Source organism: Isobaculum melis, from assembly GCF_900111355.1.
Taxonomy (GTDB): Bacteria; Bacillota; Bacilli; order Lactobacillales; family Carnobacteriaceae; genus Isobaculum; species Isobaculum melis.
Genome location: NZ_FOHA01000004.1, coordinates 1 through 21462, shown reverse-complemented (window position 1 = coordinate 21462; position 21462 = coordinate 1). Strand labels below are relative to the sequence as shown.

The 21462-nt window shown below is 36.0% G+C and carries 20 protein-coding genes; all 20 read right to left on the bottom strand.

Features of this window, described 5'->3' with window-relative positions; genetic code table 11:
- Positions 1 to 9 precede the first annotated feature (9 nt).
- A complete protein-coding gene (mreD, locus tag BMW29_RS04440) occupies positions 10 to 549 on the bottom strand; it encodes a rod shape-determining protein MreD (protein WP_092650760.1) in 540 nt (179 codons plus the stop codon).
- 1 nt (position 550) lies between these two features.
- Positions 551 to 1429: a rod shape-determining protein MreC gene (mreC, locus tag BMW29_RS04435; RefSeq protein WP_245706232.1), complete on the bottom strand. Its 879-nt coding sequence runs from the start codon at positions 1427 to 1429 to the stop codon at positions 551 to 553.
- 145 nt (positions 1430 to 1574) lie between these two features.
- The gene (locus tag BMW29_RS04430) at positions 1575 to 2582 is read right to left on the bottom strand and encodes a rod shape-determining protein (RefSeq protein WP_092650756.1); all 1008 of its coding nucleotides are present in this window, start codon (positions 2580 to 2582) and stop codon (positions 1575 to 1577) included.
- 180 nt (positions 2583 to 2762) lie between these two features.
- Positions 2763 to 3440 (bottom strand): RadC family protein, encoded by a 678-nt coding sequence (gene radC, locus BMW29_RS04425; RefSeq protein ID WP_092650754.1) that lies wholly within the window; start codon positions 3438 to 3440, stop codon positions 2763 to 2765.
- Positions 3441 to 3503: 63 nt separating this feature from the next.
- A complete protein-coding gene (locus BMW29_RS04420) occupies positions 3504 to 4802 on the bottom strand; it encodes a bifunctional folylpolyglutamate synthase/dihydrofolate synthase (protein ID WP_092650752.1) in 1299 nt (432 codons plus the stop codon).
- 23 nt (positions 4803 to 4825) lie between these two features.
- Positions 4826 to 5260 (bottom strand): peptide-methionine (R)-S-oxide reductase MsrB, encoded by a 435-nt coding sequence (gene msrB, locus BMW29_RS04415; RefSeq protein WP_092650750.1) that lies wholly within the window; start codon positions 5258 to 5260, stop codon positions 4826 to 4828.
- A gap of 103 nt (positions 5261 to 5363) precedes the next feature.
- Positions 5364 to 5927 (bottom strand): Maf family protein, encoded by a 564-nt coding sequence (locus tag BMW29_RS04410; protein ID WP_092650748.1) that lies wholly within the window; start codon positions 5925 to 5927, stop codon positions 5364 to 5366.
- A 15-nt stretch (positions 5928 to 5942) separates the two neighbouring features.
- Entirely contained in the window at positions 5943 to 7844 is a 1902-nt protein-coding gene (gene mutL, locus BMW29_RS04405; RefSeq protein WP_092650746.1) for a DNA mismatch repair endonuclease MutL, read from the bottom strand.
- A gap of 20 nt (positions 7845 to 7864) precedes the next feature.
- A complete protein-coding gene (gene mutS / locus BMW29_RS04400) occupies positions 7865 to 10462 on the bottom strand; it encodes a DNA mismatch repair protein MutS (RefSeq protein ID WP_092650744.1) in 2598 nt (865 codons plus the stop codon).
- A gap of 20 nt (positions 10463 to 10482) precedes the next feature.
- A complete protein-coding gene (locus BMW29_RS04395) occupies positions 10483 to 10863 on the bottom strand; it encodes a YlbF family regulator (protein ID WP_092650742.1) in 381 nt (126 codons plus the stop codon).
- Positions 10863 to 11669, bottom strand: coding sequence for a TIGR00282 family metallophosphoesterase (locus BMW29_RS04390; protein WP_092650740.1), 807 nt, complete (start codon positions 11667 to 11669; stop codon positions 10863 to 10865). Before BMW29_RS04390 ends, BMW29_RS04395 begins: the two co-directional genes overlap by 1 nt.
- 100 nt (positions 11670 to 11769) lie before the next feature.
- Entirely contained in the window at positions 11770 to 13332 is a 1563-nt protein-coding gene (rny, locus tag BMW29_RS04385; RefSeq protein ID WP_092650738.1) for a ribonuclease Y, read from the bottom strand.
- Between the two features lie 251 nt (positions 13333 to 13583).
- Positions 13584 to 14648: a recombinase RecA gene (gene recA, locus BMW29_RS04380; protein ID WP_092650736.1), complete on the bottom strand. Its 1065-nt coding sequence runs from the start codon at positions 14646 to 14648 to the stop codon at positions 13584 to 13586.
- A 139-nt stretch (positions 14649 to 14787) separates the two neighbouring features.
- A complete protein-coding gene (locus BMW29_RS04375; protein ID WP_092650734.1) occupies positions 14788 to 16035 on the bottom strand; it encodes a competence/damage-inducible protein A in 1248 nt (415 codons plus the stop codon).
- Between the two features lie 111 nt (positions 16036 to 16146).
- The gene (gene pgsA / locus BMW29_RS04370) at positions 16147 to 16725 is read right to left on the bottom strand and encodes a CDP-diacylglycerol--glycerol-3-phosphate 3-phosphatidyltransferase (RefSeq protein WP_092650732.1); all 579 of its coding nucleotides are present in this window, start codon (positions 16723 to 16725) and stop codon (positions 16147 to 16149) included.
- A 34-nt stretch (positions 16726 to 16759) separates the two neighbouring features.
- Positions 16760 to 17650, bottom strand: a complete 891-nt coding sequence (locus BMW29_RS04365; protein WP_177165671.1) for a helix-turn-helix domain-containing protein — start codon at positions 17648 to 17650, stop codon at positions 16760 to 16762.
- Between the two features lie 99 nt (positions 17651 to 17749).
- Positions 17750 to 18475 carry an elongation factor P 5-aminopentanone reductase gene (gene ymfI, locus BMW29_RS04360; RefSeq protein ID WP_092650728.1) on the bottom strand — a complete coding sequence of 242 codons (726 nt, stop codon included), beginning with the start codon at positions 18473 to 18475 and terminating at the stop codon, positions 17750 to 17752.
- A gap of 2 nt (positions 18476 to 18477) precedes the next feature.
- Positions 18478 to 19770 (bottom strand): EF-P 5-aminopentanol modification-associated protein YfmH, encoded by a 1293-nt coding sequence (gene yfmH / locus BMW29_RS04355; protein WP_092650726.1) that lies wholly within the window; start codon positions 19768 to 19770, stop codon positions 18478 to 18480.
- A complete protein-coding gene (yfmF, locus tag BMW29_RS04350) occupies positions 19763 to 21031 on the bottom strand; it encodes an EF-P 5-aminopentanol modification-associated protein YfmF (RefSeq protein ID WP_092650724.1) in 1269 nt (422 codons plus the stop codon). The genes yfmH and yfmF overlap by 8 nt, the downstream gene beginning before the upstream one ends.
- A 231-nt stretch (positions 21032 to 21262) precedes the next feature.
- Positions 21263 to 21462 (bottom strand): transposase (locus BMW29_RS04345; RefSeq protein ID WP_177165670.1); only part of this gene is annotated, 200 nt, incomplete at its 5' end.

The window sequence follows — 21462 nt, the reverse complement described above, 5'->3', positions numbered from 1 at the left end:
CCTCCTACTTTAAAAGTTTCTAGCTGTATGCTGAGTTGTTTTATCAATCATTTTTCGAATTGGATAATATAAAATAATAAATAAAACAATATTTAACATTAACGTTGGACCTAATCTTACTGATAAAAACTGAGAAACATCCATATTTAAACTAAATCTTGGAACTGTACGATAAAAAAGATACAAGCCAGACTCAAGTAAGCTGATATTAATAATCAACATCATCCCAATAACAAAAGCTGAAGCACTTAATAAGTTTTTCATTTTTTCATTAATATATACAATCACTGGGAACAAAGCAATGTGCAGACCTAATATATCCGTATAATAAATATCATAAAATAACCCAAATAAAATAGCATAAATCATCATCTGTCTTCTTGGTAAGAAAAAGGCTAACATCGCAAGCAAAATTACAATTAAACGTGGTGTCATATAGTAGTCAGCGGTATGCAGTGTACTTGAAAAAGCTTCACTGAATATGCCATCTAATAAAAAGAAAAGAATTAAAAGAAATGGAATCGCTAATTTTTTCCAAATTTGCTTCATATTATTCACCACTCTCTACCGTACGTTGAATAATAGATACGCTTGAAATATCATTTGTATTAGCTGCTGGTTTAATATACGCTTCTTGTGCCAAGCCAAAAGAATCCATTTTAACTTCGGTAATTTCACCCACAACTAATCCTTTAGGGAAGACACCGCCTAAGCCAGAAGTTGTGACTTTTTCGCCGACTTTTGCTTTTGAGTTAGTGGATAATTGCTTCATGAGTAATTGATCATTTTTTCCTTTGTTTTCTTCTTTGTCTTCTAAACCATGAACCACACCAAAGACAGCCTGGCCATCCTCACCTTTAGTTTCAACTGAAATACGGTTTGTCGCACCGCCTGAGGTTAATAATTGAACTGTACTACTAGTCATACTGACCTCTGTAATACGACCAATCATTCCACCATTAGCCATCACGGCCATATCTTTCGCGACACCATCTTTTGAACCACGATTGACAATTACCTTATCAACCCAGCCATCAGGATTTCTTGAAATCACAACACCATTAATGCTTGTATAATCTCGTAATGTTTCATTTAATGCTAGTTGCTGTCTTAATTGTTCATTTTCAGCTTGAATACCAGCTAATTTCACTTGATTTTCAGTTAATTTATCCAGTTGTTCTTTTAATTTCTCATTTTCATTATAAGTATTTTTAATATCATCGATTGATTTGAAAAAGTTGGTTACACCACGAATTGGTGCACCTAACACATTGTTCGTCACAGCAGATACATCTTTTCCAATTTGCTGTATAATCGGTGTTTCATCTTTGTCTCTTATGGAGAAACCGATTAATCCAACACAGATAATGACACTCACAAGTAAAATAAGAAGTTTTTTATTTGAAATAAATTGACGCAAATCCGTCACCCCACCCTTGTTCAAAATGATGCACTTTATGACTCATTGTCAAAAATTGACATTCACTTTATTCTACATGAAAATTAGCGGGAAGTAAAAGACTTCCCGCTAACTTTTATGAATATTTAATAGTTTCTTTTATTAAAAAACAAAATTACCCTTGTTTTTTAAAATTCCCAATATTTTCTAGGGCTTTTCCTGTACCAATCGCCACACAATCAAGTGGTGCTTCTGCTTGGAAAACAGGAACTTTAGTTGCATCTGAGATTACTTCAGCTAAGTGCTTAAGTAAGGCACCGCCACCTGTTAAAACAATTCCTTGATCAATGACATCAGCTGAAATTTCTGGTGATGTTTCTTCTAAGGTTTCTTTCACTGCTTCAATAATGCCTTCAATCACTTCTTGAATCGCAATCGATACATCTTCAGCTGAAATTTCAATTGTTTTTGGTAAGCCAGAAACTAAATCACGTCCGCGAATGCTCATGCCTGCCATTTCTTTGGCACGCTCAATAGAAGCAGAGCCAATTTCCATTTTAATGGTTTCAGCTGTTCTTTCACCAATGAGTAGATTGTAATGTTTACGAATATAACTGATGATATTGTCATCTAAACGATCTCCAGCTAAACGAATCGAACGACTACTTACAATTCCACCTAAAGAAATCGTTGCGACATCTGTTGTTCCACCACCAATATCAATAACCATACTACCCGCTGGATCAAATACAGGAAGTCCTGCCCCAATCGCTGCCGCAAAAGGCTCAGTAATAATATAAGCATCTTTAGCGCCTGCCATACGAGTTGCATCAATGACTGCTCGTTGCTCAACTTCTGTTACACCACTTGGCACACAAACCATCACAAGTGGTTTAGAAGTAGAAGACCCTAATGAAGATTTAATGTAGTGCTTCATCATTGCAGCTGTTGTATCATAATCAGCAATCACACCATCTTTCATTGGTCGAATGGTGACAATACTACCTGGTGTACGTCCAATCATACTTCTTGCTTCTTCCCCAACTGCTACAATTTCCCCAGTACTCACATTTTTTGCAACAACTGATGGCTCTCTTAAAACAATCCCTTTGCCACTCACAAATACCATTGAATTTGCTGTCCCTAAGTCTATTCCTATACTTTTATTACCGAATCCGAACACACTATTCACCCTTTCATATCTACACAACTAATGTTTCATTAATCGTTTCAGCTTCATCATTTTATTTAACATTTAAAACTCACTTGCTATTATAACATAAATTATAGGAAATGTTCTTTGCCTAGAGTTGTATTTAGCATTTCTCCATTTAAATTTTTATTAAGTTTTCATTTTTCTAAATTAAATTACACCTGATTCTTTCATACTATAATATCCACTACTTGCAATAATGACATGATCAAGCAATTCAATTCCAATAATTTGTCCAGATGCTGCTAACTTTTTTGTAAAAATAATATCAGCTTTAGAAGGAGATGGGTTTCCAGATGGATGATTATGGCAGACGAAGATTCTTGCAGATGCATAGCGAATCGCTGCTCGAAAAACTTCTCTTGGATGCGCAACAGCAGAGTTTAAGCCACCGACAAAAACCGTTTCCTTTTTGATAATTTCGTTTTTAGTATTCAAAAAAAGCACCATTAGATGTTCTTGCTGTAAGCTTCTTAATTCAATCCCAACTAGCTTTTCAACATCTTCTGCACTTTTGATTTGACCATGCTTTATTTGGCTTGCTTGAGCGACTCGTGCACCAAATTCAATAGCTGCTCGCAATTCAATGGCTTTGACTTTACCAATCCCTTTTATTTTCATTAATTCCTCTATTGAAGCCGTTTTCAAAAAGTAAAAATCTTCAAAATGGTTCATTACTTCAAGGGAAAGTTGCATCACTGGCTGTTTTTTTGAACCAGTTCTAAGTAAAATCGCTAATAATTCTTGTGTGGATAAATTGGCTTCACCTTGTTCATAGAGCCTTTCTCTAGGTCGTAAATTTAAAATGGTCTTTGATTGCTGTTTCATACAATTCCTCCCCTTTAGAAGATACTATACGTCACAACATCCAAAAACCATTTTAGCTTTTTATCACTGATCAAAAAATAAACGTCTGACCTCTGAAATAAAATAAAGTGAGCCTGTTATCAACAAAATACCTTCACTACCAACTTCATTTAATAAAGTGGCTAAAGCTGTTTTCCAGTCATCAATCACTTCAATTGAATGGCTCGTTTGGGCAGCAATTTCCTCCGCAGAAGCTGCTCTTGGATACTCAAAGCTCGTTGCTGTTAAGGTTAATTCAGGAACCGTTGCAAACAAATCCAGCATCTCACTGATTTCTTTATCCTTCAATGCCGCAAATAAGACTTGAATTGGCTGGCCTTTAAAATCATCCTTCAGAGTCTGAACAAGTGCTGTTACAGCAGGCTTATTATGTGCACCATCTAAAACAATAAATGGACGATCTGAAATTTTTTCCATCCGACCTGCCCAAAAAGTTTGTTTTAGTCCTTTAGTTATTTGGCTATGGGACACTGCTAAACCAAGTGTGTGTGAAAATTGCTTGACTGCTTCAATTGCAACAGCAGCATTTTCTACTTGATGTCTACCTAGCATTTGAATTTGCTGTTGTTTTAAGAAAATATCATCATCTTCAAAATTGAATTGTTCACCCCAATTTGGAGTTGTCTGCCACTTACTGATGGTAAAGCTGGTTCCTAAGCGATAAACTTTTGAGCCAGTTTCTTGAGCAGTCTGTGTAATGCTTTCAAAGGCATCATCTGTTACCTTGCCAACGACCACAGGAACCCCTGGTTTAATAATCCCTGATTTTTGTTGTGCAATTTTTGGTAAGGTATTGCCTAAGATATCCATATGATCTAAGCCAATGGTGGTAATCACGGAAACAACAGGTGTTAACACATTCGTAGAATCTAGTTGCCCGCCAATTCCTACTTCAACTAAGACAACATCCGCATGACCTTCACCAAAATATGCATACATCATTGCTGTAACAACCTCAAATTCAGTTGGACTACCTAAATCCGTCTCAGCTAGTTCCATACATAATGGATAAATTAAATTGACTAAACGCAATACTTCTGCATCTGAAATAGGTTCACCATCGATGCTGATTCTTTCATTAAAGCTTTCTAAAAATGGTGAAGTAAAAGTCCCCACTGATAAGCCAGTTTCTTCTAAAATATGACGGATAAAAGCAACCGTTGAGCCTTTACCATTCGTTCCAGCAACATGAATCGCCTTGATTTTCTTTTGTGGATGATCTAATTTTTTCATAAGCCAGCCCATCCGTTCAAGTCCAAGCTTCATTCCAAACTTTAAGCCACTGTGAAGCCATGATAGGGCTTCTTCATAAGTGTTAAACAATGATGTATCCTCCCTTTTTCGCTTTATTCAAATAATGAGGTAAAACGACCATATCCAGCTTCAACTAATTGGTCTTTTGGAATAAACCGAAGTGCAGCTGAATTAATACAATAACGTAAGCCACCTTCACTTGTCGGTCCATCTGGAAAAACATGACCTAAGTGGCTATTCCCTTCATAACTTCTTACCTCAGTCCTTGTCATCCCATGCATCTGATCTTTCTTTTCAACAACCTGCGCTTCAGCTATTGGCTTTGTAAATGCAGGCCAGCCACAACCAGCATCATATTTTTCTTTTGATGTAAATAAAGGTTCGCCACTCACAATATCCACATATAACCCTTCTTCATAAAAATCATCATACTTTCCCGTAAAAGGATGCTCTGTTCCATTTTTTTGTGTGACTTCATATTGAATCGGGGTTAGTTTTTGTCTTAATTCTTCATCTGAGCCTTTCATTTCAATCACCTCTTTGAATAATTTTCTTTTATTATAACAAAGAGTCGACCTGTAAACTGTTATACTGCTTACTAAATAAATAATAGACAAACATTTCGCTTGATTAAACGGCTTCCTCTAATGCATGTAACATCCGATAAACCTTTGCTAAAGGAAAGCCCATGATCGTGTAGTAATCTCCCTCAATTTTTTCAACAAATAAAGCAGCATAGCTTTGAATTCCATAAGCACCAGCTTTATCCTGATAATCCTCTTGATCTAAATAGGACTCAATTAATGAATCTGTTAAGGGATAAAAATAGACTTTTGCGGTTTCTAAAGTAGAAGATATTGCGCCATTTTTAATGATTGTGACAGCTGTCAATACTTCATGAACATCATCACTCATCGCTTGTAACATCTGCTTAGCTTCCACACGATTTTTTGGCTTTTCTAGTACTTGATTTTGAAAGACAACAATTGTATCACAGCCAATCACAGTCTCAGCTGGATGCAGCTTTGCAACAGCTTGTGCTTTTTGTTTTGCCAAGTCAGCAACATATTCCTGTGGGGTCATTGTTTCATCTAAAACTTCTTCCACCTCTGATACAACGACAGTAAAATCAGTTGTGAACATCTTTAATAATTCTTTTCTTCTAGGAGAAGCTGAGGCTAAAATTAATGACATCTGATTCGCTCCTTTTTAATGTGGATCTTGAATTCTTTTAAACATCCGTTCCATATCTTTATTTGAATAATGAATCAAAACAGGGCGGCCATGTGGACAATTAAATGGATTTTGCGTGTGTCTTAAATCTTCCAGTAAGGTTCTTGCTTCTAAATCATTCAAATGATGATTGGCTTTAATCGATTTTTTACAGCTCATCATAATGGCTGTATCTTCTCTAAATTTTGCAATATTGACCTTACCACTTTCAAGTAAGATATCAATTAAGTCACGTAGTATTTCTTCCTCTTGACCTTTAGGGAACCAGCTTGGATGAGAACGAATCAGGAAGCTATTTTGACCAAAGGGTTCTAGAAAAACACCCACTTCTTCTAGTAGTTCCTTATGTTCTGATAGTTTAATAAAATCACTATTTGGAAAATCTAAGGTAATGGGCACTAATAAGTCTTGTAGTTGGCGCCCAACTTCTCCGATTTTTTGACGATAATATTCATATTTAATACGCTCTTGTGCAGCATGTTGATCAATGATGTATAAGCCTTCTTCATTTTGTGCAAACAAGTAAGTACCATGCATTTGACCAACATAATCCAGCATTGGCATTTTTAAATTGACTTCATCCGTTATCACTTCACCACGATGCGGTATTTTTTCTTTTTCACTTGGTACATAAGCCACGTCTTCTGCCAAGGTTTCATGGACAACGGTATCCGTCGTGCCAATCAATTCCTCCAACTCTGTTTCAGGATAAGAAATAGCTGAAGCTTGTGGCTCACTAGGTGCATTGTTTTCAACTGATTGTGGCATATAAGGTTGTTCTTTCACAGATTCTTTCACAGCATCTAAATAAATGCGCATTTGTTCTGGTTTTTCTCCTTGGTCAACAGATCGTTTCTTGGTTGCCAAGTTATCAATCGCATTGGGAATTAATTGTTCCGTGCTTAGTCGCTGATGAATCGCTTCTTGAATCAGTACCATTAATTCTTTTTCTTTACTAATGCGAACCTCTTGTTTTGTTGGATGCACATTCACATCAACAAGGAGTGGGTCCATTTTAATTTCAATGGCGACAATTGGAAAGCGTCCAACCATTAATTTTGAACGATATCCCTCCACAATGGCTTTGTTTAATAGAAAGTTTTTGATATAACGACCATTTACCATAATGGACATATAATTTCGACTGGCTCTTGTAACTTCAGGAAGAGAGATAAAACCATCAATGGAAAAATCTAAATTTTCACTATGAATTGTTAACATTTTTTTTGCAATGGCAACACCATAAATACCTGCTAAGGTTTGTTTTAAATCACCATTTCCTGTTGTTTCTAGCATTTTATTGCCATCATGGATCAGTTTAAACGCAATTGTTGGGTGGCTCATTGCTAAACGATTGACGATATCCCCAATATTGGCTAATTCTGTTTGTAAAGATTTGATGTACTTTAATCGTGCAGGAGTATTGAAAAATAAGTTTGAAACAGTGATATCCGTTCCTTTTCGCATACTATGTGCATGCTGTTCTTCAATTTTTCCACCTTTTAAGGAAATAGAGGTGCCCTGATTTTCCCCTGTTGACGTCATCAATAGAATTTCTGAAACTGATGCAATACTTGGTAAAGCTTCTCCTCTGAAACCCAATGTTCTAATTCTAAACAAATCATCTCTAGAATGAATTTTACTTGTCGCATGGCGTTTAAACGCATTGACCACATCATCTGGCGCAATCCCAAAACCATTATCAATAATCTGAATTTTTTTTAAGCCAGACTCTTCAATAATAATATCTATTTGTGTGCTGCCAGCGTCAATGGCATTTTCAATTAATTCCTTTACGACTGAAGCAGGTCTTTCAATCACTTCACCTGCTGCAATCTGGTTTGCGAGCTGTTCTGAGAGTTCTTGAATTTTCCCCATCTGTCACACTTCTCTCTAAATTATGATTTTAATTGTTCCTGTAATTCTGATAAAAACATCATCGCTTGAAGTGGCGTCATATTCATCACATTTTTTTGTTTTAATGCTTGAACAACGGCCTCTTCTTCGACACTAAGCTGACCAAATAAGGACAGTTGTTGTTCTTCTTCAATGAGATATTCTTCTTTTTTCTGAATAACGACTGGGTCAATTTTTCCAATAATAGGCCCTTGATCTTTTTCTTCTAATGCTGTCAAAATGGTATTTGCACGCGTTAATAATTCATCAGGTAAGCCTGCCAGTTTTGCAACATGAATCCCATAACTCTTATCTGCTGGACCTTCCATGATTTTGTGTAGAAATACCACTTGTCCATCTTCCTCTACTGCACCAACATGAATATTTTTCAAGGCAGGTAAAGTATCCTCTAAAACTGTCAGCTCATGATAATGGGTAGAGAATAAAGTTTTTGCATGAACATGTTGTTGGATATATTCTATGATGGCTTCAGCTAACGCCATCCCATCATAGGTTGCAGTACCACGGCCAATTTCATCAAATAAAATTAAGCTATTTGGTGTCCCATGCATTAAGGCTTGATTGGCTTCCATCATTTCTACCATAAAGGTACTTTGACCTGATATTAAATCATCTGCAGCACCAATTCTAGTAAAGATTTGATCAAAAATTAAGAGTTTTGCTTTACTTGCTGGTACAAAACAGCCCATTTGTGCCAAAATAACGGTCAAAGCTAATTGACGCATATAGGTACTTTTACCAGACATATTTGGTCCTGTAATCAGCAGCATAGAAGTGGCTTTATCCATCACGACACTATTTGGCACATAACTTTGTTGCCCTAACACCTTTTCAACAACTGGATGTCTGCCATCAATCAGTTCAATGACTTGCTCAGTATCCGTCATTTCAGGTTTAACAAAATGATACTTTTCACTAACAGTTGCAAAGCTTTGCATCACATCTACAGCAGCAATGGTTTTAGCTAATTTTTGTAAACGGTCAATATATTGTTTAACCACTTCTCTTACTTCTAAAAATAGTTGATACTCTAAATCCATACTTTTTTCTTCAGCTTCTAAGATTAGGGTTTCTTTTTCTTTTAACTCAGGTGTAATAAAACGTTCTGCATTGGCTAAAGTTTGTTTTCTTTCATAAGTACCTTCAGGAAGGTTGACGAGGTTGGCTTTTGTAATTTCAATATAATAGCCAAAGACTCGGTTATAGCCTACTTTTAATGTTTTAATGCCTGTTTTTTCTCTTTCTTCAGCTTCCAATTGTGCAATCCAAGTCTTTCCATTTCGCATTGCATCTCGGTATTGATCCAATGTCTCATGATAGCCATCTTTGATGACACCGCCGTCTTTAATTGCAAGAGGCGCATCTTCACTAATCGCTGCTTCGATTTTCTCAACAACCTCACTGACTGGGTCTAGCTCTGTTAAAATCTGATCTAACTCACCATCATTCATTAAGCTAAGGATTTCAATTAAATAAGGAACTTGATTGAGTGAGGTTTTTAATTGAATTAAATCGCGACCATTCACATTCCCAAAAGCAACTCTTCCTGCTAGTCTTTCTAAATCATACACTTTTGTGAGGGCTTCATTTAAATCCATTCGTTCAAAAAAGTGATTTAATAAGTTTTGGACAATTTGTTGTCTATTTTCAATTTTTTTCTTTTGTATTAAAGGACGATCAATCCATTGTTTTAGTAAACGACCACCCATTGCCGTTTTGGTTTCATCTAATAGCCAGAGCATGGTTCCTTTTTTACTTTCACCACGAATGGATTCTGTTAATTCTAAGTTACGTTTAGAATAATGATCTAGCTTTAAAAAGTGATCAATTGTATATTCTTCTGCTCTTTGTAAATGATCCAAGGTTCTTTTTTGCGTCACATTTAAATAATTCAGTAAAATTTTCAGACTATCTTTCATTAAATTATGGGCAATATTTTGTGTTAAAAATTGAAAGGTGGCATTCTCTGCTACCTGATCATCATAAGATATCATACAATTTAGACGCTGCTTAATGATATTTTGTTGGGCAACTTCAAAATCTGAATGAACAACCACTTCTTTGGTTTGAAGTAAGGATAATTCATTAATCACATCTTCAAAATCTGATAGTAAGGTACATTTTAGTTCCCCTGTGGTTAGATCGGCATAGGCTAAGCTATACTGCTGACCATCAGTTGCCAATGCCGTTAAATAATTATTATTTTTGGCTTCTAAACCTTTGGCATCCATAACTGTTCCTGGCGTAATTAATTGAACAACTTCTCTTTTAACCATTCCTTTGGCTGTTTTAGGATCTTCAACTTGTTCACATAACGCCACTTTATAGCCTTTTTCAATTAAGGTATCAATATAACCTCTTGCAGCATGATAGGGTACACCACACATTGGAATTGGGTCATCAGCATTTTTATTACGGCTTGTTAGTGTTACTTCTAGAATTTGTGACGCTTTAATCGCATCATCATAAAACATTTCATAAAAGTCGCCTAACCTGTAAAAGAGAAAGGCATCTTGGTATTGAGCTTTAATTGCTAAATATTGTTCCATCATGGGTGTATGTTTCGTTTTTTGTGGCAATATTTTCACCTGCTTTATTTTTATTTTTCATCATCATTTTTTTGAATTTCTTCATTCACTGTTTCTTGAATTTTTTCTACAATATTTTGGAGTAAAGCATTTGCTTCAACTAAGTTTTCTTGGTAAGTGCGCACTAAAAAATGTTCTTTAAATTGTGTTGTCAATTCATCTAGTTCTTTAATCACAACTTTTTCAGCTTCTGGTTTTTCATAATGAGAAAAAGCAACAGCTTCTTTTTGTTTGTCTTTAATTTGTTCAATTAATTCATTTAAACGTTGATTTTGTTGAACATTTTCTTCTAAGGCTTGATACTCTTGAATGACCTCATGGGCTTTAATCATCTCTGTTAATGAGGCTAATGCCTGAGCCGTTGCTTCATCCATTTTTGAAATTGGTTCCATTAAAAATCCCCTCCAAAGGGTCGGTCATCGTTAATCATGAAGTTTTGAATAGACTTAGCAGCACCCGTTTGATCATTTAATTCAATGAGACATGCGGATAAAACTTTACGTCCTATTTTAGGTACTTCAAACCTAGTTGGCATCTGACTTAAGAATTTTTGAATCACTGCTTCTCTGCCCATACCAAGAATCCCATCATAAGGACCAGTCATTCCAACATCTGTTAAATATGCAGTTCCTTGCGGCAAAATACGGGCATCATTTGTTTGAACATGGGTATGTGTCCCGACAACCGCTGAGGCACGGCCATCTAAATACCAAGCTAATGCTTGCTTTTCGCTGGTTACTTCAGCATGGAAATCAACAAAGATAAACGGTGTCCGCTGTCTTGCTTCATTCACTAATTGATCAGCTTTTCTAAAAGGATCATCTAAATCATTTAGAAACACACGCCCTTGTAGATTAATCACTGCTAATTCTACTTGATTCACTTTTACATAAACAATGCCTTGTCCTGGCGTTGTATCTTCTGGATAATTTGCAGGTCGAATCATTTTTTTTGCATCCTGTATAAAATCAAAAATTTCCTTGTTATCCCATGTATGGTTTCCCATTGTTACCACGTCTACACCATCACTGAGAAAACCTTTATAAATTTTTTCTGTAATGCCACGGCCACCAGCAGCATTTTCACCATTCACAATGGTCACTTGTGGCTTGTATTCTCTTTTCAATTTTGGTAGGTAATCATGAAGCATTTCTCGTCCCATTTCGCCTACCACATCACCAATAAATAATACTTTCATATTCTGCTCCCTCTCTCACTCTACGCTACCTTCTATTTTACCAATATTTAACCATAAAGAAAAGCAACTATTCCAAAAAGAATAGTTGCTTTTACGCATTTTATTTTGCATACTCCACGGCACGAGTTTCTCTAATAACCGTAATTTTAATATGACCTGGATAATCCAACTCTTCTTCAATACGTTTACGAATATCTCTAGCCAATCGATGAGATTGTAAATCATCAATTTCATTTGGTTTTACCATAATACGAACTTCTCGACCTGCTTGAATCGCAAAACTATGCTCAACACCATCAAAGCTTTCAGAAATTTCTTCTAGTTTTTCAAGTCTTCTAATATAGTTTTCAAGTGATTCACTTCTTGCGCCTGGACGAGCAGCAGATAATGCATCAGCAGCGGCTACTAAGACTGAAATCACAGAAGTCGCTTCAATATCGCCATGATGTGAAGCAATGGCATTAATGACTGTCGCGTTCTCTTTGTATTTAGCAGCAAGTTCTGCTCCAATTTCTACGTGTGAGCCTTCGATTTCATGATCTAGTGCTTTACCAATATCATGAAGTAATCCTGCACGTTTAGCCAATGTCACATCTTCGCCTAATTCCGCAGCTAAAATACCTGTTAGTTTTGCTACTTCAATTGAGTGATTTAAGACATTTTGTCCATAACTTGTGCGGTAACGTAAACGGCCTAAAATCTTGATTAAATCAGGATGCAGGGAATGAACACCCACATCAAAGGTTGCTTGTTCCCCAATTTCGCGAATGCGTTCATCCATTTCTTTACGTGATTTTTCAACCATTTCTTCAATACGAGCTGGATGAATACGACCATCTTGAATTAATTTTTCAAGTGTCATCCGTGCAATCTCGCGTCTAATCGGATCAAATCCGCTTAAAATAACTGCTTCAGGTGTATCATCAATAATTAAATCGATTCCTGTTAAGGTTTCAAGTGTGCGGATATTTCTTCCTTCACGCCCAATAATACGACCTTTCATTTCATCACTTGGTAAAGTTACCACTGACACAGTTGTTTCTGAAACTTGATCTGCAGCACAGCGTTGGATTGCAAGAGACAGTAAGTTTTTCGCTTTCTTATCTGCTTCTTCTTTCGCACGTTGTTCACTTTCTTTGACCATTACAGCAAGATCATGAGACAACTCTTCCTCTGTTTCTTTCATAATAATGTTTTTGGCATCATCACGTGAAAGAGCGGCAATTTTTTCAAGTTCTAATTGTTGTTTTTCAAGTAAAGCAGCAGCTTCGCTTTCTTTTTCGTCAATTAATTGTTGTCTTGAACTTAGTTTTTCTTCTTTAGCTTCAAGATTTCTTTCACGTTTATCTAAGCCTTCATCTTTACGATCAAGGTTTTCTTCACGTTGAATGATGCGATTTTCTTGTTTTTGAACTTCACTTCTTCTATCTTTTAGCTCATTTTCAATTTCAGTTCTGTATTGATGATTTTCATCTTTCGCTTCTAGTAACGCTTCTTTTTTTAACGTTTCAGATTCTTTTCTCGCATCATCTAAAATAGCTGTTGCAGTATTTTTAGCACCTGCAATTTCTTTTTCATGAGTTGATTTGCGAACCATGTAACCAACAGCTATCCCAACAATCAAACCAACGATAGCGAAGGCTATAATCAACAAAATTTCCATTCTTTCACCTCCGTATCATATTTAATTTTTTATTTTTCAGTGTATGCAAGTACATTGCATCTCTTCATTTGAATTCAATATACAGCATTGTGTGTAAGTTAATCATGCACACTCTCCTATTCTAAATCTCATTTCATAACATGTCAACTTAAAAAAGAAAAGAGAAAAGGTTTTCTTTCTTGATTTCATCAGAATTTCTGACTTTAGCTCATAAAAAAAATACCACTCCTATTGAGTGATATTTTTGATTGTTATTCTTTTTCTGCTGTTTCTGCCTTCTCTTCTTTTTTTGCTTTGGCTTTAGGCTCTGCTTTCTCTTCAACAAGTTCACCAATGCCATAAGCACCACGAACAATTTTTTCAATTTCAATTCTTAATTCTGGATGGTCTTTAAAGTATTGTTTCGCATTTTCACGACCTTGTCCAATACGTTCTCCATTATAAGAATACCAAGCACCACTTTTATTAACGATATCTTTATCAGATGCCATATCAAGTAATTCTCCAACTTGAGAAATCCCTTCACCATACATCACATCAACTTCTGCTACTTTAAATGGTGGTGCTACTTTATTTTTAACCACTTTAATTTTTGTACGGTTCCCAACAATATCCGTTCCATTTTTGATTTGCTCTGCTCTTCTAACTTCCAATCGAATGGTTGCATAGAATTTTAGAGCACGTCCGCCAGGAGTAATTTCAGGATTTCCAAACATTACACCAACTTTTTCGCGGATTTGGTTAATAAATAGTGCAATTGTTTTTGTTTTGTTAATTGAACCTGATAATTTTCTTAAGGCTTGTGACATTAAACGAGCTTGTAGCCCAACATGGCTATCTCCCATCTCGCCCTCTATCTCTGCACGAGGTACTAATGCTGCTACTGAGTCAATCACGACAATATCAACTGCACCACTAGAAACCAATGCATCAGCGATTTCAAGTCCTTGTTCACCTGTATCTGGTTGAGATAAAAGTAACTCATCAATATCTACACCTAAGTTTTTTGCATACTCTGGATCAAGGGCATGCTCTGCATCAATAAAGGCTGCAATTCCACCATTTTTTTGAACTTCAGCTACTGCATGTAAAGCAACAGTTGTTTTACCTGAACTTTCTGGCCCATAAACTTCGATAATTCTACCTTTTGGAAAACCACCTACGCCTAATGCCACATCTAGTGCTAATGATCCACTTGGAATCGTTGAAATTTGTGTATCTATTTTTTCTCCCAGTTTCATTACTGAGCCTTTACCAAAGTTTTTTTCTATTTTTTTAAGTGCCGCATCTAATGCCGCTTTGCGTTCGTCTGCCACAAATATGCCTCCTCTAATTTCACTCGCTTTTTATTATCTAAATTTCTTATATGTTTATCATACTGGTTATTCTTCAAAAAATCAAGAAAAAACCGAACAAACATTCGCCTTTTTTGTCATTAATTTTGGAAACCTTGATTTAACAGTGTTTTTCTAGATATTTTCGCACTAGATCAAAAGCTGTTAAGACTGCTCGTTCTCGATTGCCATTGCGTTGATGTGCAAAATGATACAGATAGGCTGTTGGTTCTTTGCCTTTGCTAGCTAAACCAATCCAGACTGTACCAGCTGGTTGTTGCTCTAGCTCATCTGGCCCTGCTACACCTGTTAATGAAACACCAATATCGGTTGCCATTTTTGCTCTTACATGCTCTGCCATCGCTTTCGCACAGGCTTCGCTTACCACTCCTTCCTGCTCAATGATGTGAGGAGAAATAGCCAATAAAGAACTTTTTGCTTCTGGACTATAGGTAACAAAGCCACCCGGAAAGATTTTTGAGGCCCCTGGAATACTGGCTAGTTCACTTTGAAATAGCCCCCCTGTTAAGCTTTCAGCTGCTGTAATGGTTAACTGATGCTTCTGTAAGGCTTGCACAACTACTTGAGGTAAACTATTTTGATCGCCATATCCATAGAAATAGGATCCAACTAGGCTTTGGACTTGATTTTCTAGGTCATCTAATAAGAGATTTGCTTCAGATTCGCTGTTAGCCTTTGCCGTTAAACGCAACGTCACTTCATAAGTCCCTGCATAGGTCGCAAGCGTTGGGTTTGTTTGATTTTCAATCAGATCATCTAATAAAGTTGCCAGCTTTGATTCTCCTATCCCATAAAATCTTAACACCCGAGATAACAGGAATTCTTGCTGGCCTAATAGTGGCAGTAATAGCTGTTTTCCTGTATTTAAGAACATCGGATATAATTCATTTGGCGGGCCTGGAAGCAATAATAAGCATGTATCCTGGTGCTGTAAAAACATCCCGGCTGCTAAGCCTGTTGTATTGGGTAATACAGTTGAGCCTTCAATCACCATCGCTTGCATTTTATTATTCTCTGGCATCTCTTTTTTTATTTTCTGGTGGTAAGCCAATACTTGATCCATAGTTGGTTGATCAAGTACTAAATCTTTCCCAAGGTAGTTGGCAATTGTTTGTTTCGTCATATCATCCTTTGTAGGACCTAGGCCGCCTGAAAAAATAATAAGGTCACTTCTCTTTTCGGCAACGCGAAGTACCTCCTTAAGTCGTTCAGGATTATCTCCTACAACGGTATGATGAAAAACATCGATTCCTAATCCAGCTAATTCTTTTGATAAAAAAGTAGCATTTGTATTCGTAATTTGTCCTAGTAAAAGCTCTGTACCGACTGCAATAATTTCTGCTCTCATTGTTGTTCACTCCTCATTTATTAAAATACGTTAACTGTTTTAAAAGTCATTTTAATAAAAAGCACCTACATGAATTAATGAATCCATTAATTTTTGTAGGTGCTTCAGTATTTACATAGAATCTTTAAAAATCTCTTTATTTTTTACAAAATAATCATACCCAGAATAAATCGTGAAAAATAGACACACATAAAGCATGATCATATCTAATGGAATCCCAATCCCTGCAAAAGGAAAATTATTCAATAGCAGTAAGATAATGGCAACCATTTGTGTCGCTGTTTTGATTTTCCCTGGCATTGCTGCTGCCATCACTTCTCCGTCTCCCACTAATAGTAAACGCAGTCCTGTTACCGCTAACTCACGACAAACGATAATCGCAACGACCCATGATGGCACCATTCCTTTTCCAACTAGAATAATAAAAGCTGTAATGACCAGCATTTTATCAGCTAATGGATCAGCAAATTTCCCAAAATTAGTGACTAGTCCTTTAGAACGGGCAATTTGGCCATCAAGGAAATCTGTATAGCTTGCAACTGCAAAAATAATTGCAGCAAGTAATTGTGTAATTGGAAGTGTTGTTCCTAACAAAGTCAACGACCCCAATTGGATAGGTGCTAATAAAACAATCATAAATAAAGGAATCATCATGATTCTTAGCACAGTTAATTTATTTGGCAAATTCAAACTTTTTTCTCACCTTTCAATTGTTTCATCATTATTATGGTGCAGCTGTTACAAGTTTTAATTGAACATTTTGTGTTGCTAAAGGATTTGCAGACACAAAATCTTCTCCATTAAGTTTAATTTTTGTATTTGCAGCATTTCCCAAAATAAGGGTTATGGTTTGAGCACCCTCTATTTTAATTTCTTCTGTTTGTCCAGCCACCATTGTTCCTGCAAATAAACTGGCACCAGCTTCATCATTCACTTGAATCCAGGCTGGATTTGTAGCAGTTAGAGTTAGACTTGAAGAAGCAGGTGCATTTTGAACCGTATAAACGGAATCGCGTCCAGACACACTTTCATTGGTAATGGTTTGCTTTTTCTCTTTGTCTTTCTCTTTATCCTTCTTCTCTTCTTTACGTTCTGAAGTGCTTGATGCCGTACTTTCTTCCTTCGATTCAGTTTCAGAAGTTGCTTGACTTTCTGCTTTTGACACAACAATTCCTGAACTTGTATCAATCATACGGGTTTCTTTATTTGCTTTATTATTTGAAAAGGCTAGCCAAATACCAACCATTATTGCAAGCACGATGAGTGTCACAATAATTGTAGGCAACAGACTAATCAGCTTATCTAAAATATCATTACTTTTTTTTGTTCGGACCCGCGTCTGACTTGTATTTAATTGTTCTGTATATGCTTCTTCATGTGTTTCAGGAACCTCATTGTTGTTTTCAGATAGCAATTGATCCCCATCTAACCCCACTGTATCAGCATATTGTTTAATAAATGCACGGGCATAGAATTTACCTGGCATCACATCCAAGTTACCTTCTTCAATGGCTTCCAAATAACGTTTTTGAATTTTTGTAATTTGTTGCAAGTCATCTAAAGAATAGCCTTTATCTTTTCTAGCCTGCTTTAATTTTTCTCCAATTTCATTCACTGACATTCACCTACCTAATCTACTTATGAGGAATTTTTTTGATTCCTACTCTCAAAAATATTATATCACATTAAGAATAGAGAATTCATTAATTTTTCATTAATGTAGCCAACCACCACTGATAACAATACCCTGTCCTGTTAAATAGCTTCCTTGTTTGCTTAAAATTTGTTTGACCCAAAAAGCGATTTCAGGTGGTAATGCCAGTCTCCCCATTGGAATTTCTGCGATTAATTGTGCTTTTTCTTCTTTGGTAAAGGTCGCTAACATCTTTGTATCAATTGCTCCTGGTAACAAAGCATTAACTGTAATCCCTAAGCTGGCAACTTCCTGACTATAGCTTTTAACAAATGCCAATTGCGCGCCTTTTGTTGTACTATAAGCCACTTCCATTGGACTACCACTTACTGCATAAACTGAACTAATAAACAAAACTCTGCCCCGTTGACTTTTGGCAAGCTTAGATTGTAAGCCTTGTAATAGCTGAATTGGTGCTCTCACATGGATTTTCCACATTAAATCTAACGTATCTAAAGGAAGATCTACCAACAAATGATAATCTGCTAAACCGCTCGCAAACACCACTGCATCGATTGAAAAAATACCCCCTAATAGCTGCTCAACGGTTGCTTCATCTGTTAGGTCTTGTTTAAGGGCAATAAATTCTTGCTTTGGATAAGCTTCATGATAAGCCTTTACTTGTTCTAACACACTTTTTTCATCTTGATAATAGTGTAAATATAAAGACCAACCATCTGCTGCAAGATCAGCAGCGATTGCTTTTCCAACATCTCCACTGGCTCCAATAATGAGCGCAAATTTCATGGCTACACCTCTTTTGGTAGCATATGACAGACACTCATACGATCTGCTTGCATAAAAGCAGAGATGGTTTGCTTAATTTGCGCTAAGGTAATACTTTCAATAATCGGTACAAGGTCAAATAAATTACTATCTTCAAAGGCTTCTTGGCTATATTGATTGGCAATATACTCAAGTGAATTCATTGATTGTAGCACATGCCCTATCATTCTTTTTCTAACAAGTGTCAAGTTTTCATTGGTTAAATCAGAACTAGTTGCGACATTTAATAAGATTTCCTTAACAGCATCAGATAACGCCGTTGGATCTTTTGCATCCCCACCAACATCCACAAAGTTAAAGGTACGATCAAGATTATATTCATAAGAAAAGCTATCATCAATAATCCCTTCATCGTATAAACGTAGATAATTGCTTGAGGTACTTCCAAATAGCATAGATAAAGCCAGATTCATAGTGACCTTATGGGCAAGGGCTGATTTACCTGTCAATAAGAATGGCTGACCTTTAATCCCAACAATACTTTTACTGCGTTTAATCGGCATCTCAATGCTGCTAAATGGTGTGATGACTTCTTCCTGATCAGCTGGGAAAAAGCGTTCAATTGGTTGTGTTGGCTCAAATTGCTTACTGGCTTGATTTTCTTTAATCAATGCCATCATTTCCTCTGGATCCATTTTACCAACAACAAATAAATTCATGTTACTTGGATGATAAAAGGTGTGATAGCATTCATAGAGCCATTCTGCTGTAATCTCTTGAATACTCTCTACGGTTCCTGCAATATCAATATGAATTGGATGCAATGGATAAAGGTTGCCAATCAGCCCAAAATATAAGCGCCAATTTGGTTCATCATCATACATCTTAATTTCTTGAGCAATGATTCCTTTTTCCTTATCAACGGTTTCTTTCGTAAAATAAGGAGTTTGGACAAAATCTAATAGGGTGCCAACATTTTTTAAGACATGATTGGTACTTGAAAATAGATAACTGGTTCTGGTAAATGAAGTAAAGGCATTGGCTGCTGCACCTTGTTTTCCAAAGATTTGAAAAACATCCCCTGTTTCTTTTTCAAACATTTTATGCTCTAAAAAATGGGCAATACCATCTGGAACAGTGACTTTTTCAGATTTCCCTAAAGGAACAAAGATACGATCAATGGACCCATAATTGGTTGTAAAAATACCATAAGTTTTATGAAATTCATTTTTAGGTAAAAGTGTGACTTTTAAACCATTTGGTAAGGTTTCTTTATAAAGAGTTTCATCTAATTGTGCATAATATTGTTTATCCATTATTTTTCTCCTCCCCACTTAAGAAGAAACTTGCTTGTAAGTGGACTTGATTTGCTACTGAGATAACGTCCTCACGAGTTACTTGATCAATCCCTTCAAACCATTCAGAAGGCGTTAAAGGCGCTTTTTTAATCAAATCGTGACTATAAGCTTTTTCAATCACTGCAATTCCACTATCTTCAGATTGAAGCACTTGATTTTTCAGCATTTCCTTTGTTTGAACAAAGTCTTCTTCACTAAAATCGCCAGCTTGTAAAGCGCTAAGCTGTGCTGCAATAATGTCTTTTACTTGAGGCATTTTTTCAGTCTCAATACCAGTTTGAACAACCATTGTTCCTCTAAATGAATCCAATTGGCTTGAGGCATAGTAAGCTAAACTAGCTTTCTCTCGCACATTCATAAAGAGTTTTGAATGTGGGAATCCGCCAAATAAGCCATTAAATATTTGCCCAGCAAAATAAGCGTCTTGATGATAATAAAGCCCTGTCTGATATAACAAATTGAATTTAGCTTGCGTAATATCTTGGACTTCATTCTTAGTGACGATTTCTTCTGATACCTTTTGGTTGTAAAAAACAGGATTTGAAATTGTCTCACGGTTCTTAAATGGTAATTGTTTAAATAATGCTGCCATTTTTGCAGGATCAATATCCCCAAGCACATAGATATCCATTTCATCATTTTGCAGCATGTCTTGGTAATAGGCGTATAAGGAAGCTGCATCTATTTTCTCTAGTTCCTCTAAGCAGCCAATACTTGGTATTTTTTGCACACCATCATAGTATAATTCTTGTAGCTGTAGGCTAGTATAAGCCTGTTTATCATCAAAAATAGAGAGATAATAATCTGCTAAGTTTTCTTTTTCTCTTAAGAAAGTCGCTTCATCAAATGCACCATTTTTTACATGAGGAGCAAATAAAATTTCTTGTATAAACTGAACAACTTCTTCCATTAATTGTGCTTCTGATTGTAAATACTTTTCATTGACCACACTCATTGACAAACTTAGAATATGCATATTGCCTTTTTTACTAATGCCAGTACTTAAAGAAGCTCCATAAAGATCAGCTAATTTACTTCTAAAGCTGGTTTGTGTTGGATATTTTTCGCTATTGGTTTCTAGCAAACTGGAAATTAATGTTCGTTTTGTACTATTTTCTGCAGATAAAGTCGTTTTAAACTTTAACACAATACGAACTGTTTTATATTTTTTAGTTTGAATCATATTTAAGTGAATGCCATTTTTTAAGTCACTATTCATTCGTTTATCCCTCCACCTTTTCTTATCTATTCTATGATAATTTATAATCACAAATAATACAATCAATCCCCTTTGTTTTCTTACTTTTTCTAATCAAAACCACCCGTGTGAACGGGTGGTTTGCTCTTTGGCTGAAAGCCAATGTTACTGACCTTAGCCTAAAGGCTTACGAATAAGTCCGCCAACTGTACTACATTCACGCGCAAATCCTCAAGGATTTGTTTTATTTTATCATCTCTTCGTTTCTTTCCCAGTAAAGGGATCTACATACTCCATCAAACTTAACTGTTCTGCTACTACGTCTTCTTGTATCTGGTTTCTTATATACTCTGCTATCGCTTTTTTATTTCTGCCTACTGTATCCACATAGAATCCTTTACACCAAAATTTTCTATTGCCATATTTATATTTTAAATTGGCATGTCTATCAA